Raw genomic sequence first — 25,565 nt, forward strand, 5'->3', positions numbered from 1 at the left:
AAACTGAAATAAAAAATAGTATAATGAGGGGTTATATGTTTGGTAAACCTAAACTTCCATCGGAAGATAAAAGGTGGAAAATTATCCAGAATACCATGAAAAAAAATGGCTACAATCCGGATTCACTGATTGAAGTACTTCATACCGTTCAGGAATATTTCGGATTTATTGATGAAGATGCCCTCAAGTTTGTCTCTGAATCTTTGAATATTCCATACAGCAGAGCCTACAGTGTTGTAACATTTTACCATTATTTTACATTAAAACCAAAAGGAGAACATATCTGTGTGGTATGTACCGGTACGGCATGCTACATAAAAGGGGCAAACAACTTACTTGCACATTTAAAAAACCATCACGATCTATCAGATGGTGACACTACAAATGACGGTAAAGTTTCCCTTCTAACTGCCAGATGTGTGGGAGCCTGCAGCCTTGCCCCTGTGGTGGTGGTGGACAATAAAATTTTAGGGGAAGTAAACAGCGAAAAGCTTGATGAAGTCATAAAGAGGTGTAGAGATGCTGTATGAGGAATTGCTGGAAAAGATAGATGATCAGTTTTTAAGTAAAGATAAGCAGAGTACCATCTCAGTGTGTGTTGCGGCAGGGTGTCTTGCCCTTGGTAGCGATAAAGTGCTGGAAGAACTAAAGAGGATATTCCCTGACAGGAAGGTAAAAGGTGTGGGTTGTCTTGGTTTGTGCAGTAGAGGAACATTGGTGAGAATCGAACCAGAAGGGTTTGTGATAGAGCATGCCAAACCAGACAATATTGATGAGATAGTTAATTTTATACAAAATCCAGAAAAAATTGGTGATGAAAACAAAAAATTTTATGAAAAACAGCAGAAAATAGTACTAAAAAATTGTGGTAAAATAGATCCGGAATCGATTGAAGAATATATTTTAAATGAAGGGTATAAAGCTTTTCTCAAATGCCTAAATGAGCTCTCCCCCGATGAAATCATCAATGAAGTGATAAAATCTGGACTTAGAGGAAGGGGGGTGGTGGCTATCCCACAGGGCTTAAGTGGAGTACTGTGGCAAAAATGCAGTCCCCAATAAAGTATCTGGTTTGCAATGCAGATGAAGGGGATCCCGGTGCATTTATGGATAGAGCCATACTGGAAAGTGATCCCCACAGGGTTATTGAAGGGATGCTCATAGCAGCCTATGCAATAGGTGCAAACAGAGGATATGTATACGTCAGAGCCGAATACCCCCTTGCCATAAAAAGGCTAAAAAATGCCATTAAAAATGCAGAAAGATTCAACCTTCTGGGGACAAATATCGCAGGCACCACTTTTAACTTTAACCTTGAGGTAAGACTTGGTGCCGGAGCCTACGTATGTGGGGAAGAGACAGCATTGATTGCATCTATAGAGGGGAAAAAGGGAACCCCAAGACCAAGACCACCATACCCTGCGGAATCCGGAATAAAAAATTATCCCACACTGATAAACAATGTGGAAACTTACGCCAATATTTCCACCATAATAAATAATGGGTCTGGTTGGTTTGCCTCAATAGGTACTGATAAGAGTAAAGGTACAAAGGTTTTTGCCCTTTCCGGCAATATAAAAAATACAGGACTGGTGGAAGTTCCGATGGGGATCAAGCTTTACGATTTAATATTTGAGATTGGGGGTGGTATACCTAATGACAAGGAGTTCAAAGCAGTTCAAACTGGTGGCCCCTCCGGAGGCTGCATCCCTTCAGAATATCTAAATACTCCGGTTGATTACGAATCTTTGGTACACTTAGGTTCCATAATGGGTTCAGGTGGTATGATCGTTATGGATGAAGACACCTGCATGGTGGATATGGCTAAATTTTTTATAGACTTTTGCAAATCAGAATCCTGCGGAAAATGTGCCCCATGTAGAAATGGTACCGTTCAGCTTTACGAAATACTTGATAAGATAACAAAAGGTGAAGGTAACGAAAGAGATCTAACTACAATGGTCAAAATAGCCAATACAATGAAAAAAACAAGCCTTTGCGGATTGGGACAGTCTGCCCCAAATCCTGTGCTTAGCGCTTTTAAATACTTTAAGGATGAATTCTACGAACATGTTTTACACAGGTACTGCCCTGCTGGTGTATGTAAGTTTAACGGAGGGAACCGATGAAAATAAAAACCTTTACAATAGATGGAGTGGAACTATCCGGAAGGGAAGATCAGACAATTTTAGAGGTAGCCAGAGAACATGGCATAAAGATTCCAACCCTCTGTCATCTGGAGGGGCTCACGCCGATAGGTTCTTGTAGAATCTGCATCGTAGAGATAGATGGTAAAAGATTTGCACCATCATGTATCACAAAAGTTGAAGATGGAATGAAAATTGTCACCAATAATTCAGAAATAACAGAATACAGGAAAACCATTCTGGAAATGATATTCGCAGAGAGAAATCATATATGCTCTATTTGTATTGCCAATGGTAATTGTGAACTTCAGAATCTTAGCATAGAATTAGGGATGGATCATTTCGAAATAAAAAACCAGTATCCCAGATGCGAAGTAGACCTGAGCCATGAAAAATACGGCATAGACCATAATAGATGTGTATTATGTGCAAGGTACGTGAGGGTATGCGCCAAGATAGAAGGGGCCCACACCAAAGATATAAGCGGAAGAGGTCACAATGCAAGGATCATAACAGATTTTGCCAGAGGCTGGGGGGAAGCTGAAACCTGCACAGGCTGTGGAAAATGTGTTCAGGTGTGCCCCACAGGTGCTCTATTTGAAAAAGGTAAACCTGTTGGAGCCAGAAAGAAGAGAGATTTTTTAAACTATCTTAAAATAATGAGGGGTCAATGATGAAAAAGAAGCTTGCCACCGTCTGGCTGGATGGCTGCTCCGGCTGCCATATGTCCTTTCTTGACATAGATGAAAGGCTATTGGAGGTATTGCAGTTTTTCGATATAGTCTACAGTCCTCTTGTGGATTTCAAAGAATTTCCGGAATCTGTAGATGTTACCTTTGTGGAAGGAGCAGTCAGTACCACAGAGGATATAAAAAAGATCAAGGAGATCAGAAAAAAAAGCAGTATTATAGTAGCAATGGGGGATTGCGCCATAACCGGTAATGTCCCATCCATGAGAAATAGCTTTAAACTAAATTCAGTCATTGATAGAGGCTATGCGGAAAATAGCGATAAGCATAATAAAGTGGAATTCTTTGATGTTCCGCCTCTTCTTACAAATGTATTACCTGTAAATGCTATAATTCATGTTAACTACTATTTACCTGGATGTCCTCCACCTGCAGATGCTTTTTATAATCTTATTAAATCTATATTAAATCAAGAAAAATTCGATGTATTTCAGCATACAAGATTTGGAAAATGAGGTGAATATGAAGAAGATAACCATAGATCCAGTAACAAGAATTGAAGGGCATGCAAAAATAAGCATATATCTGGATGATTCTGGTGAAGTAAGTGATGCAAGATTTCATGTAACCCAATATAGGGGGTTTGAAAAGCTTTGCGAAGGTAGACCGTTTACAGAGATGCCAAGACTTATGGCACGCACCTGCGGAATTTGTCCGGTTAGTCACCTTATTGCCGCTTCAAAAGCGTGTGATGAAATAATGGGTGTAAAGGTACCCATTGCTGGTGTGAATATAAGAAAGATCATAAACTACGCACAGATTCTCCAATCCCATGCCTTAAGTTTCTTTTATCTATCAAGCCCAGATCTACTTTTAGGTATGGATGCCCCAATAGAAGAAAGAAATATCGTCGGAGTTTTAAACAGAAAAAAAGACTTCATCGAAAATGGGATTTTTTTGAGAAAGTTTGGTCAGATGCTCATCGAAAAATTAGGAAGAAAAAGGATACACCCTGACTACATAGTCCCGGGGGGAGTTGAATCACCGGTGGAAGAATCCATAAAAGATGAGATAAACGAAAATGCCAGGCTTTGTATAGACAAAGCACTTTACACTATAGATACTTTTAGATCAGTTCTACCAGCATTTGAAGAAGAGATTCGATATTTTTCACATATCCCCACATACCATATGGCCCTATCAAAAGATGGAAAAATTGAGTATTACGATGGAGATATCTACATAATAGATCCAGAAGGAAGAATAGAATTGAAATTCAAACCTGAGGAATATAATAATTATATTTCCGAAAGGGTGGAGGGATTTAGCTATCTAAAATCACCTTATTTAAAAATAAAAGGTTACCCTGATGGGATATACAGGGTGGGACCCCTTTCAAGGTTAAATATTGCTGAAAGTTGTGGAGCTGAGGTGGCAGATAGGGAATTATCAATCTACAGGGAAGTTGCAGGCAGAATTTCAAATGCAGCATTTTTAAACCATTATGCAAGACTTGTGGAGATCATATTCTGCGCCGAAAAGATCATTGAGCTTCTAAATGACGACGCTACCTTTGATAGACATACAAAAGCCAATGCCGGGGTAAATTTTGAAGAGGGGGTGGGGGTATCGGAGGCCCCAAGGGGTACATTAATACACCATTATAAAGTTGATAGAAACGGTATAGTACAATGGGCAAACCTCATAATTGCCACTGGACATAATAATCTTGCCATGAATAAGGGGATACTGCAGGCTGCAAAAAGATTTGTGAAGGGTGATGATATAAAAGAAGGTTTCCTAAATAGAGTCGAAGCGGTTATAAGATGTTATGACCCTTGTTTGAGCTGCTCCACCCATGCTGTGGGGAAAATGCCAATGATGGTGGAAATAGTAAACAACAAAGGGGAAAGATTAAAGGAGGTAAGAAGATAGATAAACTGGTCATATCCATAGGTAATAGCTTGAGGACAGATGATGGCATAGCCCACTTAATTGTGGATAATCTATCAGGTAAAATTGAAGACTGTGATTTCATAAAAGCCACACAGTTATTGCCGGAGCACATTGATATAATTATAAAATACAAAAAAACCATTATAATCGATGCGGAAATAAACAAATATTATGGGCTTGTAAAGCTGAAAAAACTTCATAAAGAAGATAAAATCCCTTTTTATGCGAGTCATAACATAGATTTTTTTGATATACTCTCCCTGTTAAACAAACAAAAAAACGAAGTAGATATCTTTCTTTTAACAATAACGGTGGAAAATTTGGGCTTTATGGATCATATCTCAGAAAAGTTATACAATTATATGTCAATAATCAATAAACAGGTTTTTGAGATTGTATCAAATGTTTAGATCCTTTATCAGCTTGAGAGACTTTGGGAATATCTGATGTTTTTTCAATATGTCAAAAATTAAATTAATAATATATGAATCATCCTTCATAAAAAACTTTTTAAAGCTTCCTCTATCCTCCAGAGCTTTTACAAATCTTTTTAATTCACCATCAACATTCAAATACTCACATCTTTCACATATAAAAGAATATTTTTCCATTTCTGCACCACAGAAAATACACACCCTCCTGTTTATAATTCCAGAAGTTTCAAGAATATAAAAAAGTATATACGATACACCTTTTATATAGTTTTCTCTGTTTAAACTGATTAAATATCTCCACAATTCATCCAGATTTGACCCCAGTGGAAAGAGATCTTCGATTATCTCAAAGATAAGATTGAGTCTAAGGTAAAGGGGTGTTTCAGTCTGAAAAAAGCTATATTCAGTCAGATACTCAATTGCAGTAATCTTGTGGAGATCGGTATTATCTTTATAAACGTATCTGATTTCAGCCGGAAGTATCTTCTGTATTGATCTATTCTTACCAAAAGCATTGGACACAAAAAACTTCAATCTTCCCCTTTGCTCTGTATAACCAAAGCAGATTGCAGATCTATCCGAATATTTTATAACCCTGTAGATTATCCCCTTGGTTACTTCTGAATTCATTCAGATAGATTTACATCCAACCTTTCTTTTTGAATATATAAACAGGTAGTATCGCAGAAGCAATCATCAAAAACCACGCAAAAAGGTATCCATACCTCCAATGGAGTTCCGGAAAAAACTCAAAATTCATTCCATATACACTCGCCACAAGAGTGGGTGGTAGGAATATCACATTCACAACTGTAAAAATTTTAATAACCTTGTTTTGCTCAATATTCAGCAATCCTAAAAATATATTCTGAATGTAGTCCAGCCTGTCAAAATTATACCTTGTGAAGTCAATAAGTGAATTGACATCTTTTATCATGATTCTGAAATTATCTTTTATGACGTCAGACAACTTTCTTGATTTCAAAAGTGAAGATATTATCCTCTGTTTGTCAATCAAACTGTCTCTTATGTTTGTGTTGAGGTTTTCGTAGTGATAAATAGACTCAAGTATATCTTCATCAGCTATATCATTTGCAAAAAGCTTTTTTCTCAAATTTGAAACATTCCTTGATAGATTCTCAAGGATATCAGCATCAAGATCTATCCTTGCCTCAAAGATAGACGACATGATATATGATCCATCTTTAAAAGAACTGGGATTTGCAATCATCTTTCTGAGACATTCACCAAAAGTCTTAAGCTCTCTATACCTTATCGTAACCAAAAAATTATCCTGCAATATAAACGTCACCGTCTCGTTGTGTCCAGCATCACCATCCACCACCAGGAAATAGCTATTTATGGTAATATCCTTATCCGATTCCCAGTATCTGGAACTGATCTCGATCTCTTCCGTCTCCTGCTTTGTGGGGAACTCAATTTCATAGTATTTCTCAAGAAACCTGAACTCATCTGAAGAAGGTGAAAACATATCCACCCATATCAACTCATCCTTTGATGGGATATCATCAATGTTATCTTCACTTAAATTAAATACTTTAAAGTGAGAATTTACAAAAGCGTATATCTTTACCATATTTACCTCTAAAAAAATTTTATAAAGTATTATCTCTTTTTTGTCAACCGACAACAATTGTTATTGACAAATATATCACATTGATATATTCAAGTAATGGAAAATTAGTATACAAGAAGGAGGATAAAATGAAAAAATTATTAGTTGCTCTCTCACTGCTTGCCTTTGCTGCTATAGCTTTTGCTAATGGCCCTGAAACAATTGATCTTTCCAAGGCTTTCAATGTCAAAAGCCCCACTAAAAAAGCTGTGATGTTCCCACATGCCATTCACCAGAAAAACAGCCAGTGTACAGACTGCCATATGGATGCAAAAGGTGGCAAAGATCTTAAAGGCGCAGATGGTAAAAAATTAGTTGTTGGTGAAGTAAAAGGTACTGCAAACGCTCTACACAAAAATTTCTGCTGGCCATGCCATGAGAAAAAACAGGTAAAAGCTGGCAAATCCTGTACGACCTGCCACAAATAATCAATTAAAAATAAAGGGGGTTAATCCCCCTTTTCATTTATAAGTTTTTCCACAATCAGCATCTGTTTGTCCACCACATTATCGTTTATATATTTAGAAAACTCCTCTAAATGATTCTTTATATCGATAAGCACCCTGTCATCTAAAACTTCTTCATTATACCTTTTCATGAGGCGGTAGCTTCTTATGAGCAAATCATTGGAAAAAAACCTTATCTGTCTTGCTTTGTCTATCTTAAGAGCAACCCTTAATAAAATTGCTGAGACTATCAACACCACAACCCAGACCCAAAACGATGCATTTAATTTTACCATACCCATCAATATCACCGATATAATAGTGGCCATGATTGCCACAAACAAGCCAGGAGTACCAATGAAATATACTGGAACCTGAGTGCCATTAACATCTTTATGAAATTTAAACGGGTTAAAACTACTCCCCTTATACTTTACATCCAAGCTTTCCACAAGCTTCTGGAAATCCTCTGTGATCTCAAGTCTATTTACCATTATCTTCGTACCCCCTGAGCGATTCAAGATTGTAGAATTTTATTTTTTTGTGTAAATATGTCCGCTCTATCTCAAGAATCCTTGCAGCTTTTGAAATATTCCAATCGGTTTTTTTCAATACATTCAGGATGTAATACTTCTCAAAATTCTCTTTGGCAGACTTCAACGACCATTCAGTATCGGTAAAGAATCCATCATATACGGATCCTTTTTTTAAAATCATCTCTGGAGCATCCACCACATCTAATGTATCACCACTTGACAACACCACCATCCTCTCAATGATATTTTTGAGTTGTCTTACATTACCTGGCCAATCATAATTGATAAAAACCTCCATCAGAGAATCCGATACAGATTTTGGGGAGAGACCGTTCATAATCGAAATCTCTTTTACAAAATGTCTGACAAGTATCGGAATATCTTCCCTCCTTTTTCTCAAAGGCTCCACATAAATCGGCACAACACTAATTCTGTAGTAAAGATCTTCCCTGAAATTGTTGTTTTCAATCTCTGTTTGAAGATCCCTATTTGTGGCGGATATTAATCTAAAATCAGATTTTATAATCTCATTTCCCCCCACCCTTGAAAATTCACCACTTTCAAGCACCCTTAACAATTTTGCCTGAACGGAAAGATCCATATCCCCAATTTCATCCAGAAAAATAGTACCTTTATCAGCCAGTTCAAATTTACCTATCTTCTGAGCCACAGCACCGGTAAAAGCCCCTTTTTCATATCCAAAAAGCTCACTTTCAATCAGCTCAGAAGGAATTGCAGCACAGTTTACAGGGATAAATTTTTGATTAGCCCTTTTACTCAAAAGATGTATAAGCCTTGCCACATGCTCTTTACCAGTACCATTCTCTCCTGTAATAAGTACCCATGCATTTGTAACAGCTACTTTTTCTATCGTAGCTTTCAAATCTTTGATATATTTGCTCTCACCTATCAGCTGATACTTAGCGATTTCGGAGCTTTTAAGCTCTTTTATATCATTTTTTAGACTTATCTTTTCATTTAAATGCTTTAATATTACCACAATTCTTTCAAGAGATAGTGGTTTTTCAAGGAAATCGTATGCCCCAAGCTTCACTGAATCAACGGCATTTTCGATGTTCCCATGTCCACTTATCATGATAACTTCCACATTGGGATAACTCTTCTTAATCTCTTTCAGCCCATCCATCCCATCTTTGTCAGGTAGCCATATATCCAGAAAGGTCACATCAACATCATATATCTTCAATTTATCCAGCCCTTCACTATAGGTCATGGCATAAAAAGCCTCAAAACCTTCATCTTCCACTATATTTTTTATAGATGTGCAAATATTTTTTTCATCATCAATTATCAATACTTTCATTCTCTTCACCTTTTGGCAATTCTATAATAATTTTTGTCCATTCACCTTCAACACTGTTAGCATATATTTTTCCATTATGTTCATCAATGATTTTCTTCACTATGGCAAGTCCCAAACCTGTCCCATCGGGCTTCTTGCTATAATATGGCAGAAAAATTTTTCCAAGCTCTTCCTGAGGGATGCCGTAGCCATTATCAGCCACAACTATTTCATAATAGGTTTCAAATTCTGACACATTTATACTTATGAGACCCTTACCCTTTACGGCGTGTATAGCATTTGTAATCAGATTTATCAATACCCTTTTGATCTGAGATTTATCGGCATTTATTTTGAAACTATCTTCACAATTTATCGCAAAAACCACTTCAGGATGAGCATCTTTATACATATTTATCAAAGATTTTATAAGTTCACAGAGGCAAAATACCTCTTTTTTTAGTGAAGGTAAACGGGCAAAATCGTTAAATTCTGTAACCAGTTTGTGGAGTTCACTAACCTCATTTATAATGGTCTGCATCCCTTCTAAAATGATAGACCTGAGTTTCTCATCTTCCAGATCTCTACATTTTTTATATATCCTTTCGGCATTTAATTTAATCGGAGTAAGGGGGTTTTTTATTTCATGCGCCATCCTTGTGGCAATATCACGCCATATATTAACCCTCTGGATGTAAACCACATCAGAGATATCATCGATAACCACAATAATATTCTCCAGACGATTTTCATCTCCAAAAAGTTTTGTCATCCCTATACTGTATGTTTTAAGTTCGTTTTCGATATTAATCTCCACCTGAATAATCTTTTCATTTAGGGATGATCTGGTAAAATCACGTATATGTGTGGCAATTTTTTCATTAAGTCTATTCTTTTCGTCAATAAAGATCTTTGCCGCCTGATTTATTTTCAAAGCCTTAAGCTTCTTATCAAAGAGGAATATGGCTGCTCCAACATTTTTGAAAATTGTATCGATGTATTGATTATCTTTGGAGATCTGTACAAACATTTCCGAAAGAACTCTATTCTTTGCATTAAGTTCCTCTGTATGCTCCCTCAACCTTACCACCATTTCATTAAACGATTCTATAAGCTTTGCCACCTCGTCATCTCCGGTTTTCTCAAGAGATATGTTTAAATTACCATTCTCCACCTCTCTATATGCATACAAAAGCTTTTCAAGAGGTGTTGTTATACTTCTGGCGTATACAATACTTCCCCATATACCAGCAAAAGAAACAAGCATAGTCATCAAAAAAAGTAGTATCTTATATGAATGCTTAATCGGTTGGGAGAATACCTTAAGCTGCTTATAGTTATCATAGGATTCAAGTATTTTCGATGCTTTATATAGCTGATTATAGGGTATCTTTTTATATATAAAAATAGCCCCCACCACATTGTTGTTAACAGTAAGAGGATAGCCAGAGATATACACCTGTTCATATTCACTGGAAATAACCTTTTTGAATGGTTCACTATTTGCCAATATTCGATCTATATCTTTGTCAACTATATTCTTAAAGAGGATGTCGGAAGTATCATCATTTAAAACAACTATTTTCAAGGCATTGTATATCAATATACCATCAACTCTTTTTGAGCTAATCGCTTCCCTGGCAAAATTTTTTAGCTGTGGAAAATTTTCATTGTAAATATAACCCTTTGAAGTTATAAGCTGAGATAATATTTTACCTTGCTGTACAACTTCATTTTCTATCTGAACCTGGTAATCCTTATACAATTCCACAGAGCTTTTAAGAGCTAATTCTATCTGCGCGTCAAACCATTTATCTATTGTTTTGTTTATAATACTATTTGATATCAAAAAAACAACAGCCACAGGCAAAATAGATAAAAGTGCAGCGAATAAGACCAACTTTGTTTTTAATTTCGCACCATAGATACTGCTTTTTCTTTCAAGGAAAAGCTTACCTAAATTCCTAAAAATAACAACAAACAGAATTAAAAGCAGAAGTAAATTTAAATTGATTATAACGAAAATGGCAATATTGGAATACCAGGGGAAATTACTATTTACAAGATGATTGCTGACAGATACATTGGAAAATAAGAGAAGTAAAAACAGGAATATATATATAAAAAGTCTCTTGCTGTGCTTTGAAGGTATCATTTCAAACCAAGGTTATCTATCACCTGAGATACGATCCCCCCATTGATCTGTTTCTGTTTTAAAAGATATGCTTCAAACATGGCATTATCACAGATGGTATTTATCAAACGAGGAATCCCTTTTGAATAGTTGAAAATAACCTCAAAAGCATCAGCGGTAAAAAAATTCACTTCGGCACCTGCAACTTTCAATCTGAAAATTATATACTTTTTCATCGTCTCAAAATCTAAAGGAACCAATGAATATTTAACCGCAACCCTCTGCTTCAAAGATTCATCAAGGGCAAGGGTATCTTCAATCGAAGGTAAACCAAATAATACAAAAGTAATCAATTTACCTTTCTCATCTTCAAAATTCAGAGTCCCCCTGATCTCCTCCATAACCTGCTTATCCTTAATCATCTGGGCTTCATCTATAATAATTACAACCTTTTTTCCGCTCTCGTTTAATTTCTCAAGAGATCTGTAGATTGAAGCTATTATCTCCGTTTTAACGTTTGATGCTTCACTCGCTCCCAACTGCTGACTTACTCTTTTCAAAAACCACTCAGAATTTATTTCAGAATGAACCACCACCACAAGGGCTGATACATATTCGTTTTCATCTAAAGAAGCCAGAAAAAGCCTTGACAATAATGTCTTACCCATACCAATATTACCCTTGATAACGGCAAGCCCCTTCCTATTCTCCACGGCATATTTTAATCTTACTAAGGCTTCTTCATGGCTGGAGGACTTGAAGAAGTATTTTGAATCTGGTGTGTTTGTGAAAGGTAAATCTTCAATTTCGAAAAAATCTTTTATATTTTGCATCTTCATACCTTACATAAAAGATATTTTTTTCTTTTTCTTCGGTTCAACTGGTAAAGAATCATCGCCTTTATCCCGTTTAGCTTCAAAATCCGTATCTGCCATTTTATCCTTCACATCTCTGAAATTTTGATCGATACTATAAAGCTTTGCATAATGGCTCTTAGCAGCAGCATAGTCCCCCATCAATTCGTAAATAGATCCAAGCTCATATAAAGAATTTTTAAAGACATCGTTATTTTTACCAAAATCAAGAATTATAAGCTTTACAATGTCAATCGCCTCATTAAATTTTTTGAGTCTCTTGTAACACTCAACCATCAAAATTAAACTTTTATATCTAAAATCACCATATGCCGATTTCTTTAATTCATCTATAGCCTCTTCAAGTAAGTCCATCTCCATATAAGCTTGAGCAAGGTCATAATGCATTTCATAGTCATCTGGACTTACATTCTTTGCTATACTATCTTTTATAGCTTTTATTACCTTTTTAGTCTCATTATCAAAGCTTATTATATCAGGTCTCGGGCTATCCTTCAATTCTGACTCATCGAATGAGGATACAGAGTATATTTTGACGGCAAGATCTTTTAATTCATCATTTTCTGGATCTAACAGAATAAGCTCTTCCAGCTTTATTTTTGCATACTCATATCTCCCCTTTTGCACAAACTCTTTGATCTCCTTGATCTGCTGACTAAAATCAACTTTTATGACATCATCCTCAGGTTCTTTATGATGAGTATCACCAAAAAAATCTAATGAAAGATCCTCAAAGCTTTCATCTGAGATTCTAGAATCGACATTTCCCTTGTCTACAGTCAAGCTGTCGGTATGCTCGGTAAGATCGATTTCAAACATATCAACAACATCAAGCTTAGAAGCTGCCACCTTCTCATTTTTATCAAAAGAGATATCCCCTTCACCTTTTTTATCCTCAAACTCTGATAAATCCAGCTCAATATCAAAATCATCTTTTTCTGAAATGCTCTTATGTTCCACTTTGATCTCATTTTCCTCAATGGGAGTGTCAAGAGAAAAATCGCTTTTGTAAGAATTATGCTCCAGAAGGTCAAAAACAGTTTTATCATCTTTCTTTGAAAGATCATTTTCAAGCAGATCAAGATTAAGTACTGAAGACTGCTTAACATCTACCATATCTGCAAATTTACCTGCAGCACTTACAATTTTACATTTTAGTTCATCATGATCTGTAAGCTTGGCAAGCAACAATAGGTTGTCATAAAATCTATACACAGGCAATTGATCTAAATATTTATTAAATATTTCAGCATATTTCCTATCTATATTCTTATCCCTGATATCTTTTATCTTATCAAACATTATTGATATTTTATCGACATTCTCCTTTATAAAAAAGGGTAACAAAAATTCAAAAAGAGAGCTATCTGTATATTTCACAAACAATTCATTATAAAATTCCCTGTTTTCAGCATAAGGCAGGATAGCTGTTAACTCTTTGAATAGTTCTTCATCAAATTCATTTAGAAGATAGTTTTCAGATTCTTTGATAAATATAGATATTTTATCAGGATTGTTTTTGAAATAACTTACAGTGTATTTTATCGTCTTACCAAAAATGCATCTATTCGAGATTCCAAGCTCCACAAGCCTTTCCAATAATTTAACATCATTATTATGTCTGGCAAGCTCAATAGATTCCTGCAAATATTTACATATATCTTTATCCCTTTTATAAAAAATAAGCTTATCTATTACATACTTAATAAAGCCATAGTTGTATCTATCAATAGAAAAAATTTCTTGAAGTGTACTGAAAAATTTATCCATCTCTCCAATTTTTTCATATGAAGCGGCAAGCTCTTTTAATATACCTATCTGGTCTGCAGTTAATCCCTTTGTTGCAAATATCTTTGCAAGATACTTGTAGAAATCATAGTAATCCGGATAATATTTGATCCCTTTTCTTAAAACAGCGGCAGCTTTTTCGTAAAACTTATCATCCTCTAACTTTTTGACAACATCCAAAATCATACTAATAGCTTTATTCTTATCACCTGAGGTATAATACATCTCAGTTAAAAGTATCTTCGAATCAAAATCTTCAGGATTTTTCCTAGTGTAATCTTCACATAGAGATATCGCCTTTTTTATCTGACCTTTGATAAAAAGCTCTTTGATATCTTTTAATGAACTTTCCTTCTTCCCGAAAAATCCTATCATTTAATCTCCAATAATTTATGAAGCTGTGGGACATAAAAAACATCAACACCGTTAGAGTAAAAATAATTCATTATAACTTTATTTATTTTAATACAGTTATCAAAAAAATGCAAGTAAAATTCTGTTTTACCAAGCAGAGCTAACCCATCCAATATCTTCCTGCCAACCACAAAATCGAAACTATCTTTTAATACTATTTTAACATAAATTTTATCCTTTATCTCATCTTTAATCTTTCCAATTTCATCAAGAGAAAATTCCACCCCAAAACTCTCACCTAACTTGAAATCAAGACTTATAATATCCACCATATCCCCCACCTCATTAAGCCTATCTATAAAAAAACCTGACGTCTCCAGAAATATTCTATATCCATACCCCTTTAAATAAAAAATTAATTCCTTTAAAAAATCTTTTTGTAAAAGTGGCTCACCGCCGGTGATCGATATGGAATGTATTGAGTTTGGCTTGATATGATCGTAAATAATATAAGAAAGTTTTTCAGCTGTTATTGGGTTTGACAAAACGGATATACCATCTAAATCAAAGCTATCTGAAAAGCTATAATCTGTATCACACCCTTTGCAACCAATGCTACATCCAGACAATCTCACAAAAAGCTGCAGTGCCCCCACATATTTCCCCTCCCCTTGAATGGAGGTAAAGACCTCTTTGATAAATCCTTCACTCGAAGTATTCTGCAACGGCATTGTGACTTTCCCATACAGCCACTTTATAGACAAAAGTTCCAAAATCCTCTTTTAATCTCAAAAATATATATTTAGCCATATTTTCACTTGTGGGATTGACATCTTTAAAATAGGGATGTTCATTCAGATAGGTGTGATCAAGTTCATCAATTATCTTTTTCAAACTTTTTTTGAGGACTTTAAAATCCACAAGCATACCAATATTATCCAACCTATCTCCCATCAATTCCACTTCAACCTTCCAGTTGTGTCCGTGAAGCCTTTCACAGTTACCTTCATACCCTCTTAAATTATGAGCAGAGGAGAAGTGATCAATTACTCTAACCTTAAACATTCTTTTAACCCCTTTATCTCATCTTTTGTAAGAAATTTAAAATCCCCCGGCTTTAATTCACCTAAGGTAATATTTGCTATCCTTATGCGCACAAGTCTTTCCACCTCTATATTAAAATGTTTAAACATATTTCTGATCTGTCTTTTTTTACCCTCTGTTATGATTACTCGATACTTATTTCTCCCTATCTTTTCCACACTACATTTCTTAAATCTATACCCATCTATTTCAAGCCCATTTTCCATCGCCAGCTTTTCTTCATCCCCCAAAGGCCTTTTGGTGTATACGATATACTCCTTTTCCACATCATATTTCGGGGTTTGCATTCTATGGATGATTCTACCATCATTTGAAAAAAATATTAACCCCTCGCTGTCATTATCAAGCCTCCCTGAATATGCCAACTTAGTCTTTTTAAAAAATTCAAAATCATTAAGATTCTTCCTACCGTACGGATCACCGTATGACGTTAAAAAACCCCTTGGTTTATAAAATTTCACATATAAAAAATCACTTCTATCGATAACTTTCCCTAAAACAGATACATTATCATCATCTTTCACATCATATCCAGGCACAAGAACCGGCTTACCATTCACAGTCACATGTCCGTTAAAAATCAACTCATCTGCTTCCCGCCTCGAGTAATTACTGTTAAACGCTATAAATCTATTTAGCCTCATTTTCACCCCTTCTACAATGTAAGCCTAATTATAACATCCACATACCTGGCACTAATTTTTCAACTCCTGCCACTCTCTTAATGTAGGCAAATCCGCAAGATCTACAATACCAAAATACTCCAGAAAGTAATTTGTGGTAACGTACATCAGAGGTTTCCCCGGCACATCCTTTCTTCCAGCCACACGAATAAGGTTCCTATCTAGAAGTGCTTTGACAGCGGAAGATGAGTTTACGCCCCGCACTTCATCTATTTCCATCCGGGTAATGGGCTGTTTGTATGCGATAACGGCAAGGGTTTCCAGCATAGCTTTACTCAATGTTTCAGACCTATCTCCAAAAAATTTCACAAGCTCTTCATACATTTCATCATCGCTTACCATCTGAAAACCTTCCCCAACCCTGCGTATCTTGATACCAAGATTCAATTCGTTAAACTGCTCCATATAGGTAATAAGCCTATTTTCAAGATTAATGGGATCCATTGTCTTTATGTAAAAAGACAAACCTATTACATTACCTGAAAGAAACAATGATGAGTAGAAAAACTGTTTCTCCTTATCCATTATACCTCACCAAAAAATTTTCAAAATTATCACTTTGGAATATATCCACTATTTTCTGTTTTACAAGCTCGAGGACAGCAAGAAAGTATACCACCATTTCTCTTCTGGAATTACACATATTTAGCAATCTATCCCAGAACACCTCTTTTTCATCCTTGAAAAATTCTCTTAGATTTTCCACAGTTTCTTCCAGATCGATGGTATCCTTCTTTATGGTTACAATCTTTTCTTTTTCCCTATCGATTAGCTTATAGAAGCTTGAAGCAAGCTTATAGAGATCCCCTTTTAACCCTTCTATGGGTAGATGTATCTCGCTATTTCTCACGATATATCTCTGGCTGAAAAACTCTTTCTCTTTTAGATAATTTGCCACATCTTTGTAAAAGGAATATTCAATAAGTCTCTGAGTAAACAGAAACTTCTCCTCTTCCGGATCCACACCCTCGTCCAGAGCAACCTGATGGGGTAAAAGCATCTTTGATTTCAAATATATCAGATATGATGCCATCTGGATGAAATCCGCCGCCGCTTCCATATCCACTTCATCTATCCCCTTTATAGATTCGATAAATTGATCTGCTATTAATGAAATGGGGATATCGTACAGATCGAGTTCATTTTTATAAATAAGATGAAGTAAAAGATCTAAAGGTCCTTCAAAATTGGAAAGCTTGATATCAAGAAGGTCTTTCATGCTAGATTTTCAACACTTCCCTCACCTTTTCCATCATTTTAGATGCAACTATACAAGCCTTTTCCTGAGTGTTTTTAAGATATTGATCAATATCGTCTATCTCTTTTTCGAGTTGTTTTCTTTTTAACTGTATAGGCTCTAGAAACTCTATTATATGCTTTATAAGTATCCGTTTACAGTCGATACAACCGATCCTGGCACCTTTACAACCGTCCACAATCTCATCCCTTTCGGATTCTAAAGAAAACACTTTATGGTAATCAAAAACTGGGCATACAGAAGGATCACCCGGATCAGATCTTCTTTTTCTATTTGTATCTGTAACCATCTTTAAAATATTAGATTCCACTGTTTTTAAATCATCGGTAAGCATTATGGCATTACCATAAGATTTGCTCATTTTCCTACCGTCCAGACCCAGAAGCTTTGGCACATCCGTCAGAAGCCCTTCCGGCTCCACAAATATATTACATCCGTAAAGATGATGAAATCTCCGGACAATCTCACGGCTAATCTCGATATGAGGCAGTTGATCCACCCCCACAGGCACATATTTTGCGCTGTACATTATGATATCTGCGGTTTGTAACACTGGATACCCCAAAAAACCCAAACATGATAGATCCCTATCGGTAATTTCCGACTTAAGCTCTTTATATGTGGGGCATCGTTCCAGCCAACCCACCGGAGTAATCATACTTAGAAGTAAAAAAAGCTCCGCATGGTATATATTTTTTGACTGTATAAAAAGAGTTGATCGATTTATGTCTATCCCCACAGATAGCCAATCCAGCAACATCTCCCTTCTAAGCTCTTTTATATTTTCGGGATTCTCAAAGTTTGTGGTAAGTGCATGCCAATCAGCAATGAAATAATAGCAATCGTAGCTATCCTGAAGCTTAACCCAATTTTTCAATGCTCCAAAATAGTGTCCTATATGCAATCGACCTGTTGGGCGCATTCCGCTTAAAACCTTTTCCATATACACCTCATAACAATATCTTCATAAAAAAGTCTATTACTGGATATATAACATACCTTACAGCACCAGTCACAACAAGGATCAAAATTATAATAAAACCATACCTCTCCGTCTGGGCAAAACTGTATGCCATTCTGTATGGCAAAAATGACTGCAATATCCTGCCACCATCAAGGGGAAGGATAGGGATCATATTAAAAATCCCCAACACTATATTAATTTGAACGGAATAAAAAAGCATGTAGCTAATTGGCTCTAAAATAAATCTGTTATATTCAATAAGATGAAAATTTACAAAAACCTTTAACAGAATAGCTGAAGCTATAGCAAGTGCAAAGTTTGAAAAAGGGCCAGCAAAAGCAACTATTGCGGGGCCATATTTTCTATTTTTCAATTTTGAAAAATCCACAGGAATAGGTTTAGCCCATCCAAAAAGCTGAGTGATCAACAAGAAAAGCAATCCAAATATATCGATATGAGCAAAAGGGTTTAATGTAAGTCTTCCCATATCCTTAGCTGTCCTATCCCCCAGGAAATAAGCAGCATACCCATGAGATACCTCATGTACCGTAACAGCAAGGAAAAATGGCACTAAAGTTACTGAAATCTGCTTTAAAATCACATTTATATCAAACATAAGAAGGAAAATAACAAATATATAAAAATATGTCAAACGTTAAATGAACAGCCTTATAATTAATCTTATACCCCTTCCATAAATCATTTTTTACAATTTTATTACAAAAACATAAAACTTGTGTTACAATTAAATTATATCTACCTTAAAAAATGAAGATAGAGGTAATTTATGAAGCCTTTGGATACCTTGATAAATGAGATTAAAGTATTGCTTGCAGAAATGACAGACAAAGTGACATGCATGATTTCTGATGTTATTGAATCTCTTGTGGAAAGAGAAAACGAAATAGCCGAAAATGTCATCGGAATGGATGAAGAGGTTGATCAACTGGACAACAGAATAGAGGAATTATGCTTCAACGCCCTTGCCCTTTACGAACCAAAAGCAATTGATTTAAGATTTATTGTCACCACTTTAAGAATTATAGTTGATCTGGAAAGAATCGGTGATTACTGTGTAGATATAGCAGAAGAGGTGATAAAACTAAATCAGATACCTCCCATAAAGCCTTACATAGATCTACCAAAGATGGCAAACTATTCATCTGTGATGGTAAAGGAAGCAATTAACGGTTTTTTTGCAAAAGATCATAAAGTAGCTCTGAAAGTAATAAAAGATGATGATTTTATAGATAATTTAAATAATCAAATTTTAAGGGAACTTTTAACATATATAGTGGAAGATTTTAGAAAAACAAAAGGATGTCTATCGTTGATTTTCATCTCAAAAAATCTTGAAAGGATAGCCGACCACGCCACAAATATTGCAGAGATGGTTTATTTTATTTCAAAAGGGGAAAATATAAGACATAAGAACTATAATGAAATAGGTGAAAACGGCAATGAATAAGATTCTGATAGTGGAGGATGAGGATGCTTTAAGAGAGCTTATCGCTTTTAATCTGACAAAAGCAGGCTACGACGTCATAGAATCGGAAAATGCCAATGATGCGTTGATCTTCATAGAGGAGATCACTCCGGATCTCATAATACTTGACATAATGATGCCTGGACTTAAAGGCACACAACTTTTACAATTATTGAAAAGATCCCCAAAATTTTCCCATATCCCTGTGATAATAATATCCGCCAGAAGTAGCGAATCAGACATAGTGGAGGGGCTTGAGCTTGGTGCAGATGATTACATTACAAAGCCGTTCAGCATGAAAGTGTTGGTCGCAAAAATCAAGATACTACTAAGAAAAAAACAGGAAAAAACAGAGAATATCATAGAATACAAAGGGATAATCGTGGATTTAGAAAAATACAAAGTATTCCTGAACAATAAAGAGATAACGCTCACCTACAAAGAATTTGAATTACTTGTTTTCTTCTTAAAGCATCCTAAGAAAGTTTTTTCAAGATCACAGCTTTTAAGCAACATATGGGGTTACGATGCAGATATTTTCACCAGAACCGTAGACTCACATGTATCCTCCTTGAGAAAAAAACTTGAAGACAAAGGTAACCTCATAAAATCCTTACCTAAAGTTGGATATGTACTGGATTAAGCTATGAAACTGTTTGTTAAGTATTTCCTCATAATTTTTTCCACTATTTCATCAGTATTGATAATAGGGTTAATAGCCATAAGCACAATTTTATCAGACGACTACCTTGAGGAAAGAAAAGAGACACTTCTTAAATACATTGATATGATTAATAGCATGTATAAAAAAGATGATTTAAATTACTCAAATATACAACTAAAGTCCATTGCAGAAAATCTTGGTATAAGGATAACTGCAATAGCAAAAGATGGGAAAGTATTTTACGATTCCACATTCCTCAGGTTTGACGATTTAAAAGCAGTTGAAAATCATGCAGGCAGAAAAGAGGTAAAAGAGGCTTTAAACAATAACATAGGGTTTGATTTAAGAGTTTCAGCCACCGTAAATGTAAAACATCTCTACGTGGCAAAGCTTATAGATTCCAGCTACGTATTAAGGGGATCATTCCCATATAAGGGGATAGATAAATATCTATCTATATTGAAGAATCATATACTCATTATTTTTGCATTCCTTGTATTTACTATACTTGCCATATCTTATTACTTCTCAAGAAAACTTTTAATTCCACTGGAAAACCTCACCGATATGTTGCAAAAGGTGGAAAAAAATGAAAAGATAAATATTGAGGATTACAAACAGGCGGATGACACTATCTCCAGGTTATTTTATTCCCTCTATAAACATATGATTTCAAAACAACAGATCCTGAATGATGAAAGAAATAAAATGCAATTAATATTATCTTCCCTGACTGATGGGGTTATACTTTTTGATCAAAATTGGGAAATCATATATGCAAATGATAAAGTTTTTGATATAATAGGAGTAAAATTTACAAATCCATTTGAGGATTTAAGATCATACGAATCTATAAAAATTTTCAATGATATCAAGCTTAAAAACGATGGTAAGCATTTCACAAAATACAACGGCAGATTTTATGAAATCATTTTTAGGACATTTGATAGATATAAGATATTGGTATTTCATGACTCCACTGATCAAATGAGATACCACGCTTTTAAAAGTGAGATCGTTGCCAACATAAGTCACGAACTTAAAACACCTGTATCTATAATTATGGGATACTCAGAAACTTTAAACAACGACGAATTGGATGATGAAACCAGAAAAAAATTTGCTAAAAAGCTTTACGACTCATCCGTAAGGCTTGATAATCTAATAAATGACATCATTCAACTACATTCCCTTGAAAGCCAGGATAGAAACATTTTGGTGGATAAAAGTACACACACATCTGAAATACTTCAGGAATTACAGGAAATTTACAAAGACTGCTCTAAAAAACTTGAATTCTTCATAGATGATGACTATCTAAAAGTATACAAAGAGCATCTACTTTCCATTTTAAAAAATCTAATAGATAATGCAATCGTTTACTCTGCCGGAAACACTGTAACAATAGGACTTAAAAAAATTGATAAAAAAATAGTAATTTCGGTGGATGATGAAGGTCCAATAATCCCCGATGATGAAAAAAATAAAATATTCGAAAGATTTTACACCAGTTCTAAATCCAGAAACAAGAAAAGTTCCGGCACAGGTCTTGGTCTATCCATAGTAAAACACACAGCAGAGCTGTATGGCGGATATGTGGAATTATTAAAAAATGTCAAAAACGGAAATTGCTTTAAAGTGGTGCTGATAGAAAAGTAACTTCCTGATATCGAATATATTTAAAGTAATTATTTTCCTTGAGTTGAGCTTGTAAGATCCAAATGATATTACAAAAATAGTTATATTCAGTTCATCCCAAACTAACAACAAACAGGTTTTTATAATCGTAGATAAGTATTCCTAAAATTAATATAGATCTTTGGAAACTACATCACCGAATAACTGGTGTAAGATAGATGCTCTAACATACGACGTAGAATAATAAAAAAGGTGGGTTTCCCCACCTGAATCGAATTATAACAATGGTATCTATTTCGTGGCAAGATACTCATCAATTGTGGCTTTATCAGGAGCTTTTAGAGTAATACCTTCGGGGCCAGCACCTGGTAATGTTACATGCTTTGCCAACTCACCATCTTTTTCAAATTGTTCTAAATGTTTATCCCCCACCTTGAAAACCCAGACCCTTCCATCAACTATTTTAGTCACAAATCCTGGCTTATCAATCTTAATTTTTGAGAAATCCAGCTTCGCATCATCCAGATCACCATACGCTTTCAGATATTCGTCGATAGTTTCCCTATCTGGAGACTTTAAAGTCACCTTAAGGGGCCCAGCACCTGGTAATGTTACATGCTTTGCCAACTCACCATCTTTTATAAACTTGTCATATTCCTTGTCCCCTTCCTTAAAAACCCACAATCTGTTATCCACAACTTTCGTCACAAAACCTGGTCTGCTGAAATCATACTTTGAATAGTCTCTCTGAACCATTTCGATTTCGTCGTCGGAATTCTGGTCATGACTCATAGAAAGCTCTGTTTTTGTTACACACCCAATCCCTAATAGAGATGTTAAGGCTATCAATGCCATAATTTTTTTCATCTTTACCTCCACTTTTTATTTTTAACCAAATCTTCCCGTTATATAATCTTCTGTATCTTTTACTTTTGGTTTCTTAAAAATATTTATCGTGTTTCCATACTCGACGAGAAATCCCATATACATAAAAGCGGTAAAATCACTAACCCTTGCCGCCTGTTGCATGTTATGTGTCACAATGACGACAGTGAATTTTTCTCTGAGGGATAGAATCAATTCCTCAATTTTATAAGTGGCAATTGGATCCAATGCAGAGCAGGGTTCGTCCATCAGGATTACTTCAGGCTCCGGAGCGATTGCCCTTGCAATGCACAACCTTTGCTGCTGACCACCTGAAAGTCCAAAGGCATTCTCTTTCAGCCTATCTTTCACCTCGTCCCACAACCCGGCATATGAGAGTGAACGTTCGCAAACTTCATCCAGAATAGATTTCTTTTTCACACCGTTTATCTTAAGTGGATAGACAACGTTGTCATATATACTCATCGGAAATGGATTAGGTTTCTGGGCAACCATCCCCATCTTTTTCCTCAATTCCGATAGATCCACTGACCTGTCATAAACACTTTCACCATCCAGCAGTATGTCCCCTTCCACCCTCACATAATCCAGCAAATCGTTCAGTCTGTTTATAGATCGCAATAGAGTGGATTTACCACATCCTGATGGACCTATAAGAGCAGTAACTTTCCCCTTCGGAATCTGCATGTTGATTTTAAATAACGCCTGTTTATTACCATAGTACAGGTTAAAATCTTTGATATCGATGATGATATTTTCATCTTTGAGCAATGGGTCATAGACCGTTTTCTTTTCATTATTTTTTAATTCTTCCAAAAGCTCTGTCATAATCTCTCCCTTAAAAAACACTTCCTATGAATTTTTTTCTCAATCTATTCCTTATGTATATAGCCACTACATTTAGCAAAACAACGATACCTATTAACAACAAAGTTGTGGTATATACCATAGGTATAGCCGCATCACTATTTTGGCTCTGAAATCCCAAATCATAAATATGAAATCCGAGGTGCATAAAGCTTCTTTCCAGATGCACAAATGGATATATCGAGTCCACCGGCATTTCAGGTGCCAGCTTAACCGCCCCCACAAGCATCAAAGGAGCCACTTCACCAGCCCCTCTGGACATAGCAAGTATAAATCCTGTCATGATGCCCGGCATAGCCCTTGGGAGCACTACATGTCTTACAGTTTGCCATTTTGTGGCTCCACAAGCGTACGACCCCTCCCTTAAAGAATTGGGGACCGCATTAATCGCCTCTTCTGTGGACACAATCACAACCGGTAAGGTCAAAAGTGCCAATGTGAGGGATGACCATAAGATCCCACCTGTACCAAATGTTGGATTTGGTAATTTTGCTGCATAAAAAAGCTGATCTATAGATGCTCCTAATGTATATGCAAAAAAACCTAATCCGAAAACCCCATAAACTATCGACGGAACTCCAGCAAGGTTGTTAATGGCAATCCTCAAGATACTTATTATCTTTCCACTCTTGGCATACTCTTTCATATAGATTGCCGCCACCACACCGAACGGAACCACAAACAAACTCATCAGTACAGTCATAACCACTGTACCAAAAATTGCCGGAAATACCCCACCCTCACTATTCGCCTCTCTGGGCTCATCGGTCAAAAATTCGATCCATCTGTTTAAATATATCCCCATCTTGTTGCCAAAACTCAATGTATTGGCCGTATACCCTCTTACGATTTCATACAACTTTACCTCTTTTTCTTTGCCATCCGCTGTTAAGAATTTTATCCCATATTTTTCATAATTAGCTTTCAACTTATTAATCTCATTCATAAGCTTGTCGTACTCATTTTTAGTCAATTTGTTAAACTCTTCAAACTCTAATGATATCTTTTTATATCTCCTTTCAGCCTCATTTATTTTCTCATTGTTCTTACTGAGATATGCTTTCTCCAGTTCAAGTTTTGCCTCTTTGAGCTTTAATCTTTCTTTTTCTATCTTATGATTAAGCTTACCAATTTCACCCTTTTCAATAGAAACTTTTTTCCTCCAGAGTTTCCGAACATCGTTGTGGTATCTATCGTAATTTTTTAAAATCCCTTTTAAATCACTTGCAACAGGTCTTCCATCTACTATAAATTCTTTTGGGAATCCATAAAATCTCCCCCATTCAAGTCGCTCAAGCACAATAGCCTCAGCAGGATAGTCCTGTTTGGATATTTCATGTAAACTTACCCATTCAAAGTGTTTATTTGATAACTCAAAATTACCCACCCTCACAAGAAAACGCTTTTCTTTGCCGTTGTTCTTAAGCACTCTCTTTTTATCTTCATCGTTCAGGGTATTTATTTTATCATCTGGTAATTTATAATATTCGGTTTTAGTGATCTCCCCCATAATAGCTTCGCCATTTTTGAGCTTAAAATACACTATTCCCCCCGGCCAATAATTCCCCATCCCATTTTTTAAAACCAACAGAAGCAATAAAGTGATCATCAGAAGGGATATCACGAGCCCCCCACCGGTCAACCACAACATCGGCTCCCCTTTTGACTTAAAAAATATCTTGAAATTTTTCCTGGCAAACTTATTCATCCAATACCTC

The 25,565-nt window shown here is 35.7% G+C and carries 26 protein-coding genes and 1 pseudogene; 10 read left to right on the top strand and 17 right to left on the bottom strand.

Features of this window, described 5'->3' with window-relative positions; genetic code table 11:
• Positions 1 to 35 precede the first annotated feature (35 nt).
• The 6 genes and pseudogenes from hoxE (at position 36) to ACP5Q2_RS08005 (ending at position 5,202) form a co-directional block, all read left to right on the top strand.
• A complete protein-coding gene (gene hoxE, locus ACP5Q2_RS07980) occupies positions 36 to 530 on the top strand; it encodes a bidirectional hydrogenase complex protein HoxE (protein ID WP_424605763.1) in 495 nt (164 codons plus the stop codon).
• A pseudogene (locus ACP5Q2_RS07985) lies at positions 520 to 2,129 on the top strand (NuoF family protein). The gene hoxE and the pseudogene ACP5Q2_RS07985 overlap by 11 nt, the downstream one beginning before the upstream one ends.
• Positions 2,126 to 2,821, top strand: coding sequence for a bidirectional hydrogenase complex protein HoxU (hoxU, locus tag ACP5Q2_RS07990; protein WP_428098988.1), 696 nt, complete (start codon positions 2,126 to 2,128; stop codon positions 2,819 to 2,821). The pseudogene ACP5Q2_RS07985 and the gene hoxU overlap by 4 nt, the downstream one beginning before the upstream one ends.
• Entirely contained in the window at positions 2,818 to 3,351 is a 534-nt protein-coding gene (locus ACP5Q2_RS07995; RefSeq protein ID WP_428098991.1) for an NADP oxidoreductase, read from the top strand. Before hoxU ends, ACP5Q2_RS07995 begins: the two co-directional genes overlap by 4 nt.
• 7 nt (positions 3,352 to 3,358) lie before the next feature.
• Positions 3,359 to 4,771 (top strand): Ni/Fe hydrogenase subunit alpha, encoded by a 1,413-nt coding sequence (locus ACP5Q2_RS08000; protein ID WP_428098994.1) that lies wholly within the window; start codon positions 3,359 to 3,361, stop codon positions 4,769 to 4,771.
• Complete coding sequence (locus ACP5Q2_RS08005) at positions 4,675 to 5,202, top strand: hydrogenase maturation protease (protein WP_428098996.1); 528 nt, start codon at positions 4,675 to 4,677, stop codon at positions 5,200 to 5,202. Before ACP5Q2_RS08000 ends, ACP5Q2_RS08005 begins: the two co-directional genes overlap by 97 nt.
• On the opposite strand, the gene recO is transcribed toward ACP5Q2_RS08005, so the two are convergent.
• Both recO and corA read right to left on the bottom strand, forming a co-directional pair.
• Entirely contained in the window at positions 5,191 to 5,856 is a 666-nt protein-coding gene (recO, locus tag ACP5Q2_RS08010; RefSeq protein ID WP_428098999.1) for a DNA repair protein RecO, read from the bottom strand. The genes ACP5Q2_RS08005 and recO overlap by 12 nt on opposite strands.
• 10 nt (positions 5,857 to 5,866) lie before the next feature.
• Positions 5,867 to 6,823 carry a magnesium/cobalt transporter CorA gene (corA, locus tag ACP5Q2_RS08015; RefSeq protein WP_428099002.1) on the bottom strand — a complete coding sequence of 319 codons (957 nt, stop codon included), beginning with the start codon at positions 6,821 to 6,823 and terminating at the stop codon, positions 5,867 to 5,869.
• A gap of 128 nt (positions 6,824 to 6,951) precedes the next feature.
• On the opposite strand from corA, the gene ACP5Q2_RS08020 reads away from it, so the two are divergent.
• A complete protein-coding gene (locus ACP5Q2_RS08020) occupies positions 6,952 to 7,290 on the top strand; it encodes a cytochrome c3 family protein (RefSeq protein WP_424605771.1) in 339 nt (112 codons plus the stop codon).
• Positions 7,291 to 7,310: 20 nt separating this feature from the next.
• Here ACP5Q2_RS08020 and ACP5Q2_RS08025 read toward each other — a convergent pair whose 3' ends face one another.
• From ACP5Q2_RS08025 to ACP5Q2_RS08080, 12 genes are read right to left on the bottom strand one after another with little or no spacing between them, the layout of a single operon-like run.
• Complete coding sequence (locus ACP5Q2_RS08025; protein WP_428099004.1) at positions 7,311 to 7,802, bottom strand: hypothetical protein; 492 nt, start codon at positions 7,800 to 7,802, stop codon at positions 7,311 to 7,313.
• Positions 7,792 to 9,168: a sigma-54-dependent transcriptional regulator gene (locus tag ACP5Q2_RS08030; RefSeq protein ID WP_428099007.1), complete on the bottom strand. Its 1,377-nt coding sequence runs from the start codon at positions 9,166 to 9,168 to the stop codon at positions 7,792 to 7,794. The genes ACP5Q2_RS08025 and ACP5Q2_RS08030 overlap by 11 nt, the downstream gene beginning before the upstream one ends.
• Complete coding sequence (locus tag ACP5Q2_RS08035; RefSeq protein ID WP_428099009.1) at positions 9,149 to 11,302, bottom strand: ATP-binding protein; 2,154 nt, start codon at positions 11,300 to 11,302, stop codon at positions 9,149 to 9,151. Before ACP5Q2_RS08035 ends, ACP5Q2_RS08030 begins: the two co-directional genes overlap by 20 nt.
• Positions 11,299 to 12,114 (bottom strand): ExeA family protein, encoded by an 816-nt coding sequence (locus ACP5Q2_RS08040; RefSeq protein ID WP_428099012.1) that lies wholly within the window; start codon positions 12,112 to 12,114, stop codon positions 11,299 to 11,301. Before ACP5Q2_RS08040 ends, ACP5Q2_RS08035 begins: the two co-directional genes overlap by 4 nt.
• Before the next feature lie 9 nt (positions 12,115 to 12,123).
• On the bottom strand, positions 12,124 to 14,319 hold the full coding sequence (locus tag ACP5Q2_RS08045; protein WP_428099015.1) for a tetratricopeptide repeat protein: 2,196 nt from the start codon (positions 14,317 to 14,319) through the stop codon (positions 12,124 to 12,126).
• Positions 14,316 to 15,029 (bottom strand): 7-carboxy-7-deazaguanine synthase QueE, encoded by a 714-nt coding sequence (locus ACP5Q2_RS08050; RefSeq protein WP_428099017.1) that lies wholly within the window; start codon positions 15,027 to 15,029, stop codon positions 14,316 to 14,318. Before ACP5Q2_RS08050 ends, ACP5Q2_RS08045 begins: the two co-directional genes overlap by 4 nt.
• A complete protein-coding gene (gene queD, locus ACP5Q2_RS08055) occupies positions 15,004 to 15,363 on the bottom strand; it encodes a 6-carboxytetrahydropterin synthase QueD (protein WP_424605778.1) in 360 nt (119 codons plus the stop codon). The genes ACP5Q2_RS08050 and queD overlap by 26 nt, the downstream gene beginning before the upstream one ends.
• On the bottom strand, positions 15,345 to 16,046 hold the full coding sequence (locus ACP5Q2_RS08060; RefSeq protein WP_428099020.1) for a pseudouridine synthase: 702 nt from the start codon (positions 16,044 to 16,046) through the stop codon (positions 15,345 to 15,347). Before ACP5Q2_RS08060 ends, queD begins: the two co-directional genes overlap by 19 nt.
• A 51-nt stretch (positions 16,047 to 16,097) precedes the next feature.
• Positions 16,098 to 16,610 (bottom strand): SMC-Scp complex subunit ScpB, encoded by a 513-nt coding sequence (gene scpB, locus ACP5Q2_RS08065; protein WP_424605780.1) that lies wholly within the window; start codon positions 16,608 to 16,610, stop codon positions 16,098 to 16,100.
• A complete protein-coding gene (locus tag ACP5Q2_RS08070; protein WP_424605781.1) occupies positions 16,603 to 17,304 on the bottom strand; it encodes a segregation and condensation protein A in 702 nt (233 codons plus the stop codon). Before ACP5Q2_RS08070 ends, scpB begins: the two co-directional genes overlap by 8 nt.
• Position 17,305: 1 nt before the next feature.
• The gene (gene trpS / locus ACP5Q2_RS08075) at positions 17,306 to 18,286 is read right to left on the bottom strand and encodes a tryptophan--tRNA ligase (protein WP_424605782.1); all 981 of its coding nucleotides are present in this window, start codon (positions 18,284 to 18,286) and stop codon (positions 17,306 to 17,308) included.
• A 7-nt stretch (positions 18,287 to 18,293) separates the two neighbouring features.
• Entirely contained in the window at positions 18,294 to 18,923 is a 630-nt protein-coding gene (locus tag ACP5Q2_RS08080) for a site-2 protease family protein (RefSeq protein ID WP_424605783.1), read from the bottom strand.
• Between the two features lie 171 nt (positions 18,924 to 19,094).
• On the opposite strand from ACP5Q2_RS08080, the gene phoU reads away from it, so the two are divergent.
• The 3 genes from phoU to ACP5Q2_RS08095 are packed head-to-tail and all read left to right on the top strand — an operon-like array spanning position 19,095 to position 22,116.
• On the top strand, positions 19,095 to 19,775 hold the full coding sequence (gene phoU / locus ACP5Q2_RS08085) for a phosphate signaling complex protein PhoU (protein ID WP_424605784.1): 681 nt from the start codon (positions 19,095 to 19,097) through the stop codon (positions 19,773 to 19,775).
• Positions 19,768 to 20,436 (top strand): response regulator, encoded by a 669-nt coding sequence (locus ACP5Q2_RS08090; protein WP_424605785.1) that lies wholly within the window; start codon positions 19,768 to 19,770, stop codon positions 20,434 to 20,436. Before phoU ends, ACP5Q2_RS08090 begins: the two co-directional genes overlap by 8 nt.
• Positions 20,437 to 20,439: 3 nt before the next feature.
• A complete protein-coding gene (locus tag ACP5Q2_RS08095) occupies positions 20,440 to 22,116 on the top strand; it encodes an ATP-binding protein (protein ID WP_428099026.1) in 1,677 nt (558 codons plus the stop codon).
• 270 nt (positions 22,117 to 22,386) lie between these two features.
• On the opposite strand, the gene ACP5Q2_RS08100 is transcribed toward ACP5Q2_RS08095, so the two are convergent.
• From ACP5Q2_RS08100 to pstA, 3 genes are read right to left on the bottom strand one after another with little or no spacing between them, the layout of a single operon-like run.
• Positions 22,387 to 22,962: a hypothetical protein gene (locus ACP5Q2_RS08100; RefSeq protein ID WP_428099028.1), complete on the bottom strand. Its 576-nt coding sequence runs from the start codon at positions 22,960 to 22,962 to the stop codon at positions 22,387 to 22,389.
• Between the two features lie 21 nt (positions 22,963 to 22,983).
• The gene (pstB, locus tag ACP5Q2_RS08105; protein ID WP_424605788.1) at positions 22,984 to 23,808 is read right to left on the bottom strand and encodes a phosphate ABC transporter ATP-binding protein PstB; all 825 of its coding nucleotides are present in this window, start codon (positions 23,806 to 23,808) and stop codon (positions 22,984 to 22,986) included.
• Between the two features lie 10 nt (positions 23,809 to 23,818).
• A complete protein-coding gene (pstA, locus tag ACP5Q2_RS08110; protein WP_428099030.1) occupies positions 23,819 to 25,555 on the bottom strand; it encodes a phosphate ABC transporter permease PstA in 1,737 nt (578 codons plus the stop codon).
• Between the last annotated feature and the right edge of the window lie 10 nt (positions 25,556 to 25,565).

Source organism: Calditerrivibrio sp., from assembly GCF_049968475.1.
GTDB classification, from domain to species: Bacteria; Chrysiogenota; Deferribacteres; order Deferribacterales; family Calditerrivibrionaceae; genus Calditerrivibrio; species Calditerrivibrio nitroreducens_A.

Excerpts from the sequence above, each read along its gene's own strand:
- hoxE (WP_424605763.1), top strand. The coding sequence starts at position 36 with ATGTTTGGTAAACCTAAACTTCCATCGGAAGATAAAAGGTGGAAAATT.
- hoxU (WP_428098988.1), top strand. The coding sequence starts at position 2,126 with ATGAAAATAAAAACCTTTACAATAGATGGAGTGGAACTATCCGGAAGG.
- ACP5Q2_RS07995 (WP_428098991.1), top strand. The coding sequence starts at position 2,818 with ATGATGAAAAAGAAGCTTGCCACCGTCTGGCTGGATGGCTGCTCCGGC.
- ACP5Q2_RS08000 (WP_428098994.1), top strand. The coding sequence starts at position 3,359 with ATGAAGAAGATAACCATAGATCCAGTAACAAGAATTGAAGGGCATGCA.
- recO (WP_428098999.1), bottom strand. The coding sequence starts at position 5,856 with ATGAATTCAGAAGTAACCAAGGGGATAATCTACAGGGTTATAAAATAT.
- corA (WP_428099002.1), bottom strand. The coding sequence starts at position 6,823 with ATGGTAAAGATATACGCTTTTGTAAATTCTCACTTTAAAGTATTTAAT.
- ACP5Q2_RS08020 (WP_424605771.1), top strand. The coding sequence starts at position 6,952 with ATGAAAAAATTATTAGTTGCTCTCTCACTGCTTGCCTTTGCTGCTATA.
- ACP5Q2_RS08025 (WP_428099004.1), bottom strand. The coding sequence starts at position 7,802 with ATGGTAAATAGACTTGAGATCACAGAGGATTTCCAGAAGCTTGTGGAA.
- ACP5Q2_RS08030 (WP_428099007.1), bottom strand. The coding sequence starts at position 9,168 with ATGAAAGTATTGATAATTGATGATGAAAAAAATATTTGCACATCTATA.
- ACP5Q2_RS08035 (WP_428099009.1), bottom strand. The coding sequence starts at position 11,302 with ATGATACCTTCAAAGCACAGCAAGAGACTTTTTATATATATATTCCTG.
- ACP5Q2_RS08040 (WP_428099012.1), bottom strand. The coding sequence starts at position 12,114 with ATGCAAAATATAAAAGATTTTTTCGAAATTGAAGATTTACCTTTCACA.
- ACP5Q2_RS08045 (WP_428099015.1), bottom strand. The coding sequence starts at position 14,319 with ATGATAGGATTTTTCGGGAAGAAGGAAAGTTCATTAAAAGATATCAAA.
- ACP5Q2_RS08050 (WP_428099017.1), bottom strand. The coding sequence starts at position 15,029 with ATGCCGTTGCAGAATACTTCGAGTGAAGGATTTATCAAAGAGGTCTTT.
- queD (WP_424605778.1), bottom strand. The coding sequence starts at position 15,363 with ATGTTTAAGGTTAGAGTAATTGATCACTTCTCCTCTGCTCATAATTTA.
- ACP5Q2_RS08060 (WP_428099020.1), bottom strand. The coding sequence starts at position 16,046 with ATGAGGCTAAATAGATTTATAGCGTTTAACAGTAATTACTCGAGGCGG.
- scpB (WP_424605780.1), bottom strand. The coding sequence starts at position 16,610 with ATGGATAAGGAGAAACAGTTTTTCTACTCATCATTGTTTCTTTCAGGT.
- ACP5Q2_RS08070 (WP_424605781.1), bottom strand. The coding sequence starts at position 17,304 with ATGAAAGACCTTCTTGATATCAAGCTTTCCAATTTTGAAGGACCTTTA.
- trpS (WP_424605782.1), bottom strand. The coding sequence starts at position 18,286 with ATGGAAAAGGTTTTAAGCGGAATGCGCCCAACAGGTCGATTGCATATA.
- ACP5Q2_RS08080 (WP_424605783.1), bottom strand. The coding sequence starts at position 18,923 with ATGTTTGATATAAATGTGATTTTAAAGCAGATTTCAGTAACTTTAGTG.
- phoU (WP_424605784.1), top strand. The coding sequence starts at position 19,095 with ATGAAGCCTTTGGATACCTTGATAAATGAGATTAAAGTATTGCTTGCA.
- ACP5Q2_RS08090 (WP_424605785.1), top strand. The coding sequence starts at position 19,768 with ATGAATAAGATTCTGATAGTGGAGGATGAGGATGCTTTAAGAGAGCTT.
- ACP5Q2_RS08095 (WP_428099026.1), top strand. The coding sequence starts at position 20,440 with ATGAAACTGTTTGTTAAGTATTTCCTCATAATTTTTTCCACTATTTCA.
- ACP5Q2_RS08100 (WP_428099028.1), bottom strand. The coding sequence starts at position 22,962 with ATGAAAAAAATTATGGCATTGATAGCCTTAACATCTCTATTAGGGATT.
- pstB (WP_424605788.1), bottom strand. The coding sequence starts at position 23,808 with ATGACAGAGCTTTTGGAAGAATTAAAAAATAATGAAAAGAAAACGGTC.
- pstA (WP_428099030.1), bottom strand. The coding sequence starts at position 25,555 with ATGAATAAGTTTGCCAGGAAAAATTTCAAGATATTTTTTAAGTCAAAA.